This is a genomic window from Glutamicibacter arilaitensis (assembly GCF_044793945.1).
In the GTDB taxonomy this organism is placed as follows: Bacteria; Actinomycetota; Actinomycetes; order Actinomycetales; family Micrococcaceae; genus Glutamicibacter; species Glutamicibacter arilaitensis_B.
This window is the reverse complement of the sequence record NZ_CP084994.1, coordinates 3,179,380-3,192,753: the sequence shown is the minus strand read 5'-3', so window position 1 is coordinate 3,192,753 and position 13,374 is coordinate 3,179,380. Positions and strand designations below refer to the sequence as shown.

General features: G+C 57.5%; 14 protein-coding genes. 12 read left to right on the top strand and 2 right to left on the bottom strand.

Features of this window, described 5'->3' with window-relative positions:
• Positions 1-203 precede the first annotated feature (203 nt).
• Positions 204-890: an SDR family oxidoreductase gene (locus LG294_RS15000; RefSeq protein WP_404287085.1), complete on the bottom strand. Its 687-nt coding sequence runs from the start codon at positions 888-890 to the stop codon at positions 204-206.
• A 137-nt stretch (positions 891-1,027) separates the two neighbouring features.
• Positions 1,028-2,020: a 2-hydroxyacid dehydrogenase gene (locus LG294_RS14995; RefSeq protein ID WP_404287083.1), complete on the bottom strand. Its 993-nt coding sequence runs from the start codon at positions 2,018-2,020 to the stop codon at positions 1,028-1,030.
• A 269-nt stretch (positions 2,021-2,289) separates the two neighbouring features.
• Here LG294_RS14995 and LG294_RS14990 point away from each other — a divergent pair, with 269 nt between their 5' ends.
• From LG294_RS14990 to LG294_RS14935, 12 genes are all read left to right on the top strand, one after another.
• Positions 2,290-3,882 carry an ABC transporter substrate-binding protein gene (locus LG294_RS14990; protein ID WP_404287081.1) on the top strand — a complete coding sequence of 531 codons (1,593 nt, stop codon included), beginning with the start codon at positions 2,290-2,292 and terminating at the stop codon, positions 3,880-3,882.
• Between the two features lie 66 nt (positions 3,883-3,948).
• Positions 3,949-4,983 (top strand): ABC transporter permease, encoded by a 1,035-nt coding sequence (locus tag LG294_RS14985; RefSeq protein WP_404287079.1) that lies wholly within the window; start codon positions 3,949-3,951, stop codon positions 4,981-4,983.
• A gap of 9 nt (positions 4,984-4,992) precedes the next feature.
• The gene (locus tag LG294_RS14980; protein WP_404287077.1) at positions 4,993-5,967 is read left to right on the top strand and encodes an ABC transporter permease; all 975 of its coding nucleotides are present in this window, start codon (positions 4,993-4,995) and stop codon (positions 5,965-5,967) included.
• Positions 5,964-7,031 carry an ABC transporter ATP-binding protein gene (locus tag LG294_RS14975; protein ID WP_404287075.1) on the top strand — a complete coding sequence of 356 codons (1,068 nt, stop codon included), beginning with the start codon at positions 5,964-5,966 and terminating at the stop codon, positions 7,029-7,031. The genes LG294_RS14980 and LG294_RS14975 overlap by 4 nt, the downstream gene beginning before the upstream one ends.
• Positions 7,028-8,101 (top strand): ABC transporter ATP-binding protein, encoded by a 1,074-nt coding sequence (locus tag LG294_RS14970; protein ID WP_404287073.1) that lies wholly within the window; start codon positions 7,028-7,030, stop codon positions 8,099-8,101. Before LG294_RS14975 ends, LG294_RS14970 begins: the two co-directional genes overlap by 4 nt.
• A gap of 179 nt (positions 8,102-8,280) precedes the next feature.
• A complete protein-coding gene (locus LG294_RS14965; protein WP_404287071.1) occupies positions 8,281-8,598 on the top strand; it encodes a non-heme iron oxygenase ferredoxin subunit in 318 nt (105 codons plus the stop codon).
• Positions 8,599-9,744 (top strand): NAD(P)/FAD-dependent oxidoreductase, encoded by a 1,146-nt coding sequence (locus tag LG294_RS14960; protein ID WP_404287069.1) that lies wholly within the window; start codon positions 8,599-8,601, stop codon positions 9,742-9,744.
• The gene (locus LG294_RS14955; RefSeq protein ID WP_404287067.1) at positions 9,741-10,997 is read left to right on the top strand and encodes an MFS transporter; all 1,257 of its coding nucleotides are present in this window, start codon (positions 9,741-9,743) and stop codon (positions 10,995-10,997) included. Before LG294_RS14960 ends, LG294_RS14955 begins: the two co-directional genes overlap by 4 nt.
• A 42-nt stretch (positions 10,998-11,039) precedes the next feature.
• Positions 11,040-11,513, top strand: coding sequence for a DedA family protein (locus LG294_RS14950; RefSeq protein WP_404287065.1), 474 nt, complete (start codon positions 11,040-11,042; stop codon positions 11,511-11,513).
• Between the two features lie 84 nt (positions 11,514-11,597).
• On the top strand, positions 11,598-12,086 hold the full coding sequence (locus tag LG294_RS14945; protein WP_404287063.1) for an Lrp/AsnC family transcriptional regulator: 489 nt from the start codon (positions 11,598-11,600) through the stop codon (positions 12,084-12,086).
• A 299-nt stretch (positions 12,087-12,385) separates the two neighbouring features.
• Positions 12,386-12,625, top strand: coding sequence for a hypothetical protein (locus tag LG294_RS14940; protein ID WP_404287061.1), 240 nt, complete (start codon positions 12,386-12,388; stop codon positions 12,623-12,625).
• 373 nt (positions 12,626-12,998) lie between these two features.
• The gene (locus tag LG294_RS14935) at positions 12,999-13,361 is read left to right on the top strand and encodes a hypothetical protein (RefSeq protein WP_404287059.1); all 363 of its coding nucleotides are present in this window, start codon (positions 12,999-13,001) and stop codon (positions 13,359-13,361) included.
• The last annotated feature ends 13 nt before the right edge of the window (positions 13,362-13,374 follow it).

Genomic DNA, 13,374 nt, shown 5'->3' with positions numbered 1-13,374 from the left:
CTGAAAACTCCTGACGGTCAAGGTGCCCGGACGGGCCTTGTTATTTACTTATAGTACAAGTTGAAAACTTATCATACAACTGTTTTGAGGAGTATTTCTTGCTCGCCTGAATCCGTGCCCGGGAGTCTGTCCGATTGCCAGTCAAAAGCTTGAGGGACCGCTCGAAAACATTCGAGCGGTCCCTCAAGGTGTAGCTGGAAGGGCTAGCTAATCGCCTCTGTGATAGGGCTCTGCCCATCGTAGAAATTCACGGTCTGGCGAATTGCTGCATTGTTGACAACGACGTGGGTGAGGACATCGGCGACGGTCTCGCGCGCGGTATTGCCCTCGTCATTTTCTGGTGCGCGACCCTGGATGTTTCCTTCGCCGTCAGCCAGGGTGACCTGCTGAGTTGATGGGTCCAAGGTCAGCAGGCCTGGTCCAAGGATCGTGTAGTCCAGATCGGTGCCGCGCAGGAACGCATCGGCGTCATGCTTGGCCTTGGCATACGGATAGAAGGAATTGTCCTTCTCTAGGGTGCCTACATCAACTGATGCTCGTGCATAGGAAACTATGACAAAGCGCTTCACCCCGGCCTGCTCGGCTGCCTTCATGGTGCGCACTGCGGCTTCATAGTCCACCGCAACAGTGCGTTCGGGGCTTCCTCCGCCGGCGCCGGCGGAAAAGACCACGGCCTTCGCTCCGGCAAATTGCTGGGCCAGGGAATCAACGTCTGCCTGTTCGATGTCCAGCACGACAGGAGTCGCTCCCAGCGCGCTGATTTCCTCGCTATGTTCAGGGTTTCGAATCACGGACTCAACGTTCAGGCCACTGCTTGCAAGTCTTGGTGCCGCAAGAAGAGCAACTTTCCCGTGCCCACCAATGATGACTACTCGATTTGTATCGGACATATGATGCTCTTTTCTCCTCGGTTGTCGTCTTTGGCACAACGCCAAGCGGTGGCGCGATATTCCTGATCATTGCAGATCAAGGAAAATAACGCGCCACCGCAGGGTGTTTTTAAGCCATTCGACAGCGGATTGCTCCGTTAGGAAACGGGAGTAACCAAGGTGCCCTCAGCGATGTACGAGCGCAGATTTTCCAGCGTGAGCGCCGCCATGTCCGCTCGGGTCTCGTGGGTTCCGCTACCCAAATGCGGCAGCAGGACCACGTTATCCAATTCCAGCAAGCCCTGCGGAACGGATGGTTCGTGGGCGAACACATCAAGGCCGGCGCCCGCAATGAGGTTATTCTCAAGTGCGTTGACCAAGGCCGCCTCATCGATGACGCTGCCACGGGCAATGTTGATCACGAAGCCCTGCGGACCTACGCTGGAGAGCACGTTTGCATCGACCAGGTGCGCCGACTGCGGCCCGCCGGCGGCCGCGATAATCAGCACGTCCGTGGCTTCGGCCAACTCTGCGGCGGAGCGGTGATACGCATATGCGGTATCGGTTTTCTCGGAGCGGTTGTGGTAGTGGATTTCGCAGCCGAAAGCCTCAAGCCGGCTGGCAATTGCCTGCCCGATTCGTCCTAGCCCGAGGATTCCTACGCGCTTGCCGCTGGCCCGCGTGGCTAACGGGAAGTTCTCTCCGCTGCCCCACGTGCCGTTACGGACGAAGCGTTCGGCCGAGCCGAACGAGCGAAGTGTCATCAGGTACAGGCCCAGGGCGGTATCTGCGACGCAATCGGTGAGCACATCCGGAGTATTGCTGATTGGAATGTTGCGTTCGGCGGCCTGCGCTACGTCGGTAGCGTCGTAGCCCACGCCGAAGTTGATGATGGCTTCCAAGTTCGGCAGTGCCTTCATCAGCTCGGAGTCGACCCCGATTTTGCCGGAGCAGACGGCAACTCGAATGCTCTGCCCATGCTCGCTGAGGAAAGCATCGCGCTCACTGCCGGCGGCAGGCAGAACCAGCGACCCGAAGTCTTCACTCAGTGCCTGGGCGACGGTGGGATTGACCGGGCCCACACGCACAATGGCGTTCCCGGCGATCGTAGTGGTGTTGCGTCGTGCGGACGCGCTGGTATCAGTTGACATACGTGCATCCTATGAATGATCAACGATTCAAGTCCAACACTCAGATTGGATAGATCAATGCCCTTGGAGCATTGATTGAGGAATTCCCCCGGATTGTAGCGTAAGTCACACTGGGCTACCGGAGGGTAGGGAGTTACATCACTGGCTAAGTTACGTTGCGGAGGGCCGCCATCCCTTGACCGCCTCCCGGGACCGGTCAAAGCTTTGGATACGGACACGGTCAAAAAGCACCACGGCCACCTCACACTCGCACGCAGAAGGAAACAATGATGTTCAATTCGAAAACCCCCATTCAGCGCGCACGGCGCATCTCCATGGCGGTCGCCGCCGGAGCTTTGCTGAGCACCACCGCATTGGCCGGCTGCTCGGTTGCCAATTCCGAAGACGCAGCCGGAGGGTCGGCGGCGCCGGGAGCAACCGCGAGCGACACCCTGCGTGTAGTGCTTCAGCAGGAACCGCCAACGCTCGAAGCCTGCGAATCAAACCTGACCAGCACCGGCGTAGTTGTCCGCTCGACGATCACCGAACCGTTAATCGAACGCAACCCCACCACCGGTGAACTGGAACCCAAACTTGCCACCGAGTGGTCCAGCGAGGATGACACCACATGGACGCTCAAGCTGCGCGAGGGCGTGAAGTTCCATGACGGTAGCGACTTCACCGCAGAAGACGCCGCCGCCACCATCGAGCGTGCGGTCAACTCGGATCTAGGCTGCAACGTCGAGGGCTACGTCTTTGGCGACGATGACCTCGAGGTCAAGGCCGTAGACGACACCACGCTGGAGGTCACCGCGGCCAAGGCGGATCCGATCCTTCCGCTGCGTCTGTCCTTCCTCGAAGTGGTCCCAGCCGAAACCTCCACTACCGAAAAGGTCCGCGAACCGATCGGCACCGGTCCCTACCAGCTTGATGACTGGCAGGCAGGGCAAAGCATCAACGCCTCCGCCTTCGCCGACTACTGGGGCGAAGCCCCGGCCTTCGCCAAAGCCAACTACCAGTGGCGTTCCGAGGGAAGCGTCCGCGCAGCAATGATCACCTCAGGTGAAGCAGATATCGCCACCGGCCTGAGCCCGGAAGACAATATCGGGGATCTGGGCGTCGCCTACCCGAACAATGAGACCGTCGCCCTGCGCATGCACAATGACAAGGCCCCCTTCACCGACATTAAGATTCGCCAGGCCGTGAACTACGCCATCGACAAGGAAGCCATCGTCGCTTCACTGTACGGCGGACGTGACAAGGTCGCCTCCCAGCTGGTACCCGAGGGCGTTGTCGGACACAGCGACTCCTTGGAAGCGTGGCCATATGACCCAGAAAAGGCTAAGTCGCTAGTGGAGGAGGCCAAGGCCGCAGGCGTTGACACCTCGGCACCGATCAGCCTGATCGTGCGCACCGCTCAGTTCCCGAAGATCGAGGAACTGGGACAGGTCATCCAGGAGCAGCTCTCCCAGGCCGGACTGAATGTGAAGCTGAAGATGCTTGAGACCAGCCAGCACCTGACCTACCAGGTCCGTCCATTCCCGACCGAGGATGAGGGTGCCATCTCGTTGATGATCCAGCACGGCAACCAGGCAGGTGATGCTGCCTTCACCGTGGACCAGTACATGACCACTAAGGGAGCTCAGTCCGCCTTTGGTACCCCGGAACTGGACAAGCTGATCGAAGAAGCGGACGCTTCCTCTGAAGCAGACCGCCAGGCAGCTTTTGAAAAGGTCTTCCAGTACCAGAACGACAACGTGGTGCAGTTCGCTCACATTTCGCACCAGACTGGCATGCTCGGCATCGCAGGCACAGTGAGCTACGAGCCGAACTCATCCTCGGGTGACGAATTGCGTTTGGCAGAAGTCACCGCGGCTGAATAGCCAGGACGCTCACTGAGTGCCAAGCGGAACCGACAATGACAAAACTTACTGAAAGTACATAGTTTAATGCTCACCTATCTGCGTAAAAGGATTATTTCTTCGGCCGTGCCGTTGCTGGTGGTCATCGTGGGCGTGTTCGCGCTTGCTCGCATGACCGGCAATCCGGCCGCGTTGTACCTGCCGCTGAACGCCACCGAAGCCATGCGCGAGGACTTCGCAATTCGCAATGGGCTGGATCAGCCAATCTGGGTGCAAATGGCCCAGTACTTCGGCGGAGTCTTGCGCTTTGATTTTGGTACTTCGATGCGCACCGGCGAAAGCGCAGCAGATATGGCGTTGCGGGCCTTTCCCGCAACATTGCAGCTTGCCGGCACCACGATGGTCATAGCCATCGTGCTGGCAGTTATTGTTGGTTCCGCCGCAGCACTGAAACCCAACGGAATCCTCGACAGGTTCTCAAGTTTCATCTCCATGACCGCTGCCTCCATTCCGGATTTCTGGTTGGCTATCGTGGGCATCTGGGTCTTCGCCATTACGCTCGGCTGGGTTCCTACCTCTGGCGTGCTGGGCGCGGCGGCTTGGGTGCTTCCGGTCGCGACCTTGGTGATGCGACCCTTCGGCACACTGGTTCAGGTGGTGCGCGGGGCGATGGTTTCATCTCTCTCCGAGCCTTACATCAAACTTGCCCGCTCCAAGGGAGCCACACAGTCCAGGGTGGTCGGCGCGCACGCATTGCGAAATGCCGCGGCGCCCGGGCTGACCGTGGCCGGGGACCTGACAGTTGGTCTGGTCAACGGTGCGGTAGTGGTGGAAACGATCTTCGGCTGGCCGGGTATCGGAAAGCTCATGATCGACTCAATCTTGCAACGCGACTTTGCCGTGCTCCAAGCCTGTGTGCTGCTCACCGCGATAGCGATCTTCGTGCTCAACATCCTCATCGATATCGGCTACGCGTTGCTGGATCCACGGGTCCGGCCCAGCGCCGGTGCTCGCGGACGCCGCAAGTCGCGCAACGAGCATCGTGGCCAAGACATCATGCCGGGCACTTCTGGAACCCCAACTACCACCGGTCCGGCCCACGCCGCCGTGATTGACGCTTAGGGCAAAGCCATGACACAAACTCAAGAAAAACCAGCAGACCAGAAGAAGACGAAGGTCAGTGCGGCGCAACGACTGGGACGTCCGAGCATGTTCAGCATGCTTTTGCGTGACAAGTTCGCCACCGTGGCCGCAGCTATCCTCAGCTTCGTGATCCTGCTTGCTCTGTTTGGTCCGAGCCTCATGGGTGAGTTGGCCACCAAGCAGGACCTGATGTTCATGAATAAGGAGCCCTTCGATCCATCCAACGGCTGGGCCTATATTCTCGGATCCGATTCGCTGGGACGCTCAATGCTCGCCCGCATGGTCGTCGCCACGCAGACCACCATGTTGGTTGCAGTTCCCGCGGTCCTCATTGCGCTACTCATCGGCTCGCTCTGGGGAGTCTGGGCCGGATACCATCGCGGTCGGCGCGAGAATATCTCGATGCGCATTGCCGATATCATCATGTCCTTCCCCTCGCTGCTGCTTGCGGTAGTCGTGCTGTTCGTCTTCAGCCCTTCTGCTGCAAACATCGTGCTAATCCTGGCCATTACGCGAATCCCCATTTACATGCGTACAGCCCGCGCCGAATCGGCCGAACTGCAATCACGAACTTTCGTTGATGCCGCTCGAACCTTTGGCACCAAACCAAACGCCATCATTGTCCGCCACGTAATCCCGGTGGTCACCCCGACTCTTTTGACGCTGGCAACACTCGAATTCTGTTTTGTGATGCTTGCCGAGTCCTCGCTGTCATTCCTTGGCATCGGTATTCAGCCACCGGATGTCTCCTGGGGCCTCATGGTCGCTCAGGGACGCCAGTACCTGCAGACTGCCTGGTGGCTATCGATCCTTCCAGGACTAGCCATTGTCATCACCGCCGTAGCCGCAAATATGCTTGCGGCGTGGATGCGCATCGCTACCGATCCCGCACAGCGTTGGCGTCTGACGCTTGATAAGCAGACCAAGAAATCGCTCACCAAAGTAATCAAGGACACGAAATGATGACCGAGATGCGTGAACCCACAGCAGAGAAGGCCACCGCGAACGACACGGTCCTTGAAGTGACCGGACTCGACGTAGATATTCGCACCCCGCGCGGCACCGTGCGAGTGGTCAGCCAGGTTAGCTTCACCGCCCGTCGCGGACGCACGCTGGCCTTGCTCGGCGAATCCGGCTGCGGCAAATCCATGACTGCGAAGGCCATCGCCGGTCTCTTGGACCCGGTGGCCTCGGTGGCTGGTGGTCGGGCCGAACTAAATGGTGCGGATCTCAATCAGATGACCCCGAAACAGCGTCGCGCCGTTGCCGGCCCCGGCTTGGGCATCGTTTTCCAAGATGCGCTGACGGCTTTGAACCCGGTCTACACCATCGGTGCGCAGCTGGGTGAATCATTCCGCATCCACCGCGGCGCGAGCAAGAAGCAGGCGAAGTCCGAAGCTATTGATTTGATGCGAAGGGTAGGCATCCCGGAACCCGAAACAAGAGTGAATTCCTACCCGCATCAGTTCTCCGGCGGAATGCGGCAAAGAATTCTGATTGCCATGGCCGTAGCGCTCAGCCCGCAGCTGCTGATCGCCGACGAGCCAACCACCGCCTTGGATGTCACCGTCCAAGCGCAAATCATGTCGCTGCTGCACAAGCTACGTACTGAGGACCAGATGGCAGTAGTGCTGATCACCCATGACCTGGCCGTCGTGGCGGAAGAAGCAGACGAGGTGTGCGTGATGTACGCCGGAAACGTGGTGGAACAGGGCCCTGTGGACACGGTATTTTCAAACCCGACCCACCCCTACACCAAGGGGCTACTGGACTCGGTACCTACCGATGCGCAGCGCGGCGAGGGACTGTCCTCAATTCCCGGAAGTCCACCTGAATTGAACAAAATACCTCCGGGGTGTGTCTATCAAGAGCGGTGCCCGCTAGTCAGCGCCATTTGCCGAGAGGAGCGACCGGTATTGCGTGAGACCGGCGTGGCGCAGCGAGCTGCCTGCCATTTCTCCGAAAAGGTGTCTTCGGCAAAGGTCAGCACCGAACTGGCAAACGAATTTGAGGAGGAAAACCAGTGAGCCAAACAACTGGCGGTAACGCCGAGAATGTGCTGGAAGTCAAAGACTTGAGTAAGACCTTCCACGTTTCTGCCGGTGCCGCGGGCGTCAAGGAACTGCGTGCCTTGGACGGAATCAATCTCACGGTACGCAAGGGAGAAACTCTTGGTCTGGTCGGTGAATCGGGATGCGGCAAATCAACGCTGGCCCGAACGCTGATGATGCTCGAACAACCAGATTCCGGAACCGTGAGGTTTGAAGGACAAGATCCATTCGGCCTGCGTGGCAAGGAGCTGCTCAAGTGGCGCCGGCGTGTGCAGATGGTGTTTCAAGATCCGTTCGCGTCGCTCAACGCTCGGATGACCGCTGGGCAAATCATCAGCGAACCGTTCGCCACGCATAAGGACATGTATCGGGGCAGCGCGGCGAAGACGAAGCGGCTCAACGAACTTCTTAACCTGGTGGGTCTGCGTTCCACCGATGCCTCAAAATCGCCGCAGGAATTCTCCGGTGGACAGCGTCAGCGTATCGGTATCGCCCGCGCATTGGCGCTGGACCCGGATCTGATCATCCTTGACGAGCCGGTCTCCGCACTGGACCTTTCGGTACAGGCCCAGGTGCTCAACTTGCTCAACGACCTACAACGCGAACTGGGCGTCAGCTATATTTTTATCTCCCACGATCTCTCGGTAGTCCGTCACGTCACCGACCGGGTCGCCGTGATGTATCTTGGGCGCATTATTGAGACGGGAACCACCGAACAGGTCTTTGAATCACCGCTGCACCCATACACCGCTTCGCTGATGTCGGCGTCTCCCAAGCTTGATCCGGCCCAACGTCCGGCACAGCGCATCGTATTGCAAGGTGAGCTTCCTTCTCCTTTGGATCCGCCGTCGGGATGCCGCTTCCGGACACGGTGCTGGAAGGCCCAGCCGATTTGCAGTGCCGAACGGCCAGAAAAGAGGACGAAAGATGAATCAGGCAAGATCGTCTTGGGGATGCCCGGCCTCGGACCCGGGGATTCGGCACATCTGGCTGAATGCCATTTTCCGGTGACCAGCCCGGCGGAAGCTGGCTTGGTCCCGGCATAATAAAATCATTGGGCTACGCGCTTGCTTGAGACCGTCGAGGTTATTCCCCGACGGTCTCAAGCAAATGGACAGTTGGCATTTCGACGTTGATGATTCGACTCACGACCTGCCAGATAGGACAGCGGGCACCAACAGTGACAAGATGGTTCTAGACGTTTATCCACTTCAAAGGAGTCATCGTGAGCTACCAAGTCGGTCCCGCAGAACAGATTTCCAGAGGAGACGCCCTGCTGGTCCCAGCCAGCGAAAGCGGCGCCAGTGAAGATATTGCGATTTTCCATGCCGGAGACGGCAACTTTTATGCACTGCAGGACGAATGCCCTCATGAGATCGCTTCGCTCTCCGACGGCTGGATCGAAGGGTGCGAGGTTGAATGCCCATTGCACGCCTCCACCTTTGATCTGAAGAGCGGCAAGGTGCAGTGCCTTCCGGCCACCGAAGATGCGCGCACCTACAAGGTTGAGGTTGTTGACGGGAACTTGGAGCTAGATATCTAAATGCCGTCAGTTCATATCGTCGGCGGTGGTGTTGCCGGTTTTACCCTTGCTCGCGAATTAGTGGGCAAAGGGTATTCCGGAAGCATCAAGATCAGCGACCCCGAGGGGCTTCCCTACGACCGGCCACCGCTTAGCAAATCGCTACAGCGCGAGCACTTCGTCCCACTTGCATGGTTCGAAGAGCATGGTGTGGGTCTAGTCCAGGAATCGGTCACCGAACTGAATGCACCAACGGAGCCGGATCACTGGGTGGTGCTCGCCACCGGCACGACTCCCAAGAAACTGCAGGTCCCAGGCGCCGAATATGCGCGGAGCCTGCACACCAGCGAAGACGCAGCTTATCTGTCGTCGATGCTGGAAGATGGAATGTTCGGGCAACGGGTTCTCGTTATCGGCGCAGGACTGGTCGGTGCAGAGTTCGCCGCCACAGCAAAAATGCTCGGTGCGCAGGTAACCCTCGTATCCAGCTCATCGGCTCCGCTGTCCAAAGTCTTGGGCACGGATATGGCAACGGCGCTGCATGCCGAACATTCCCGTCGTGGGATTACCTCGATGACAGGTGCTGTGACCGAAATCGGCCCGACTCACGCAATGGTCTCCGGCCGGCGGATCGACGCAGAAATCATCGTTGCAGCAATTGGCGTCAGTGCTGAAACCACTCTCGCAGCCGATATGGGGTTGGAGATCAACGATGGGATTCTCGTTGATGAATCCCTGCGCACCACCCGTCAGCGGCAAGTCCTTGCCATCGGGGACGCTGCGCGAATGGCTCAGCGGCCTCGTGCGGTGCATTGGGAAGCCGCCATGGAAGATGCGGCCATAGCTGCCGCAACCATTATGGGCAGCGAAGCACCCACCCACTCTGTTCCCTGGTTCTGGTCTGACCGCCATGACAGCCACGTCGAAGCCGTGGGGGACTTCAGCAAGGCATCTCGAACGATTTCGCGATTGAACCGGAGGGGCCAGTTGCAGGTGCTCTTTGGACTGGACGAGTCCGGCAGCCTGATCGCCGCATCAATGGTTGATGGCGGGCTGATGTCCAAGGCAGTTAAGCGGCTTATCGCCCGAGGCGTCACTCCGAGCATTGAAGAACTACGAGACCCACTGGTCGGTCCTCGCGACCTTGGACGGCAGGACCGAGCATGATCACAGAACGTAATTCGGGGTTGCCCGAAGCTCTGCGCATTCCGACAAAGCGCGTAGGAGCAGGCTGGATAGCCTCGGTCGTTATTGTCCACATCGGCATCAATGTCGGTTTCTTCGCGCCGATTCAGGTACTGCTTGGCCTGCACGCTGAACAACTCGATGCCAGCCAGAAGAACGCTATTCTTTCGCTGGTCACCGGTGTTGGCGCAGCGGTGTCCCTGGTGGCGAACCCGTTATTCGGTGCCTTGAGCGACCGGAGTACCTCGAAGTTTGGCCGACGCGTCCCCTGGGTGATGTGCGGAACCGTCTTTGCCGCCCTGGCATTGCTCTTGATGTCCACCGCGCAGACGGTGACCATGCTGGTTCTCGGCTGGGCGCTGATGCAGGCCGCCGGTAATGCGGCACTGGCCGCGATCTTCGCCGCCATCCCGGATAAGGTTCCGGTGGAGCAGCGTGGCCTTGTCGGTGGGCTGGTGGCCCTGGGTCAGACCTGTGGTTCGCTTATCGGTGCGGTCATTGGCATGGTCGCCGCCTCGAATCTGGTTTTTGGTTATGCGATGGTCGCTACCGCGGTGGCAATCTGTGCCATTCCGTTCGTATTGATGCGCCAGGACGTGCCTCTGCCCAAGGGGTCGCTGGAACCGTTGAAGCTCTTGGATTTCGTCAAGAGCTTCTGGATCAACCCCTTGCAGTACACCGATTTCGGGTGGGCTTGGTTAACTCGCTTCCTCCTGTACCTGGGTAGCCAACTGTGTTTGGTATACCTGCTCTTCTTCTTGCAAGACGAACTGCACCATCCAGAGCCGGCTACTGGCGTGCTGGTGCTAACCGCCATTTACGCTTTCTGCGTGATCTTCTCCTCGGTGATTTCCGGACGATTGTCAGATCGGGACGGCAAGCGCAAGAAGTACGTGATTATCTCCTCTGTCATTGTGGCCGTCGCAGCGCTCACGCTCGCCTTCGCCTCAACTTTCGGCACCGCAATCATTGCCGCGGCATTGCTGGGAATTGGTTTCGGCGCGTACCTAGCGGTGGACTTTGCCCTGCTAACCCAGGTGCTTCCGCATGAAGACTCGCGTGGCAAGGATCTGGGCCTGATCAATATTGCGAACTCTTTGCCACAGGTCGTGGCCCCACTTGTCGCCTGGCTTTCGGTGACCTGGTTCGGAGGATATTCAACCTTGTTCATCTGCTCGGCGGTGATCAGCCTCGTAGGTGCCGTACTGGTCACGAAGATCAAAAGTGTGCCATAGCCGTCAATGACCATTGATTGGCTGGTGAATGACGCTCCCTTTATGGTCACGTTCACTTTCTTCTTTTTCGGAGCGTTGCTTCGTGGAAACGCGACCTATTGGGTGGGCCGTGCGGTGGCACGCGGGGTAGAGAACACTCGGTATCAAAGAATCATGCACGGAATCATGTACCGGCGTGCTCAAAGATTCATTGCACGGTGGGGAATGCTCGCGGTTCCTTTGTGTTTCCTCACGGTCGGAATTCAGTCTGCGGTTAATGCTTCGGCTGGCGCCAGCCGCATGCCACTGCGACGCTACCTGCCTGCAGTGACGGTAGGCGCGCTGGCTTGGGCCTTGATCTACACGACCATTGGCATGGCGGTGTTCTACGCCTGGCTCGCGCTGGACTGGCCATTTATCGTTGCCGGCCTGTTGGTCATCATGGTGATCGTGTATTTTGTCCTCCGCTACCACAAACGTAAATCCGTACGGATAGGCGAAGTCGCATTCGAAGAGGCTAAGCCTGATCAAACATGATTCATTATGATGTTGTTCTAGACAGTGCGAATCCCTCCACGGCAATAAATTCCAAAAGTTGGTAGTGAAAGCTGGTGCAAGCAGATGCTCAATACCCCCGCTTCTGGCGAAAATAAAACCGCCCAGCTCGACGAGCTAGACCGACGGCTCTTGGCGCTACTCTCGGAGAATTCGCGCAGAACAAACAACTCGTTGGCCGAGGAATTGGGAATCGCGGCATCTACCTGCCTAGCTCGACTCAATGCGCTACGCGACTCCGGAGTCATTTCCAGATTTACTATCGAGGTTGACCCGCAAGTACTTGGTCGAGAACTCGAAGCTCTGATTTTCGTCAAAATACGCCCGGGTGCACGTCACCTGATGTCCAGCTTCGCTTCGGATATGCGTGGAAAACCCGGGGTCCGGCAGTTGTTCTTCCTCGGTGGCGCTGACGACTTCGTCCTTCACGTTGCGGTCCGAAATTCTTCAGACGTGCGGCAGTTCGTCTTGGACAACCTTTCGGCAAATCCCGCGGTAGCCACCACCCAAACTTCACTTGTCTTTGAACACAGCCACGGTACCGACGAGTACTAGCGAATTGTTGCGGCTGGGTCGGAAGCGCCGAGAATACTGTTGTCTGAAAAGTGTGCACCAGCCGCTGTAGATATCAACGGTATTGAAGCCAAGCCGCGAAAACAGTCCGATTTTGTACTTCCGAAGCATCGCTGGATTCGTACTTCTTAGCTATCAAGGTTTGCTTGATTCGAATAAAAATGCTAAAGTAGTCGTTCTCTTCTTAGGTGAAATGCGGTGAAGTCACGATCCGTCGATGACAACGTCTCGATCGAGGCGGGCCGCATCCGCAGTTGAGTGTCGAGGAGGCTGAGAACTTAATGAGTATTGATGTAACTGTACTGACCGCACTGGTCACCCTTGCTGTGCTTGCAGGTGCCAGTACCTACCTAGTCGCAAAATATAGCCGAGCGCACGCGATAAAGATTCGTGAGTCTCTGATTCAGCGAGCAAATAAGCACGGCATCGTATTCCCGGAGGGTCTGTCGAACAACGAGCTCCTGGCGCAAATTCACGAAGCTAAACGTGACCGCAAGCAAGGGCAGATGAAGGCCGCTTAGAAGGTATAAGCCACTTCCTTTTAATGATGACGGCGGGTAGCGCACTTAGTGCTCCACTCGCCGTCATCTTCTATTTTCTAGCTCGCGGCCCTCTGGCATCTTGTCACTTCCGCTGCCTCGGCCAATGCGGACTTGCTCGCAATCTAAACATTAGTTAAAGAATAAATATTTTCCGTAATCTGAATTGTGGGTTCATTTTGACCTATTCAATAAATGATGCAGGTCACTATTATCTTCTCGGCATTCGCCTATTTATGCGGATTGAATCACAAAGAGCTGTGACCTTGTGAACGATATAGGGGGTTCTGTAAAAAGGGGGAAAATTATGGGCTTTACTGGAATTACGATGTCAGCAAAATAATAGGAGCAGAACATGGGTGCGATCCCTCTTGGTGAAGACATACTCTTGGCCCGCCATGGCGGAAGTATCATCAAGTTTCGTCAGGATCGCAAAAACCGTGCAACCGTTGCCTATCTGCGAGGTGGCGCAACGGATTCGGCTTCCAATCTGCTCAGCACCCGCGTGCTAAGCCCGGCAGAGTCGATTGGTCGAGGAGCGGTGTCCTACCTGGACGACGAGTCGTCAGTCAGCCGCGATGAAGTTCGCTCGCTGGTCAAGATCTCTCTTGGCTTCAGCGCAGTGATGGGAATCGTCTTCGGCGGTTTGCTGCTGGCCCTGTATAAGGTCGGTGGCAACGAGGCGATCACATCCTTGTCGACCATGGGTACCATGTAGCAGCTTCATAATT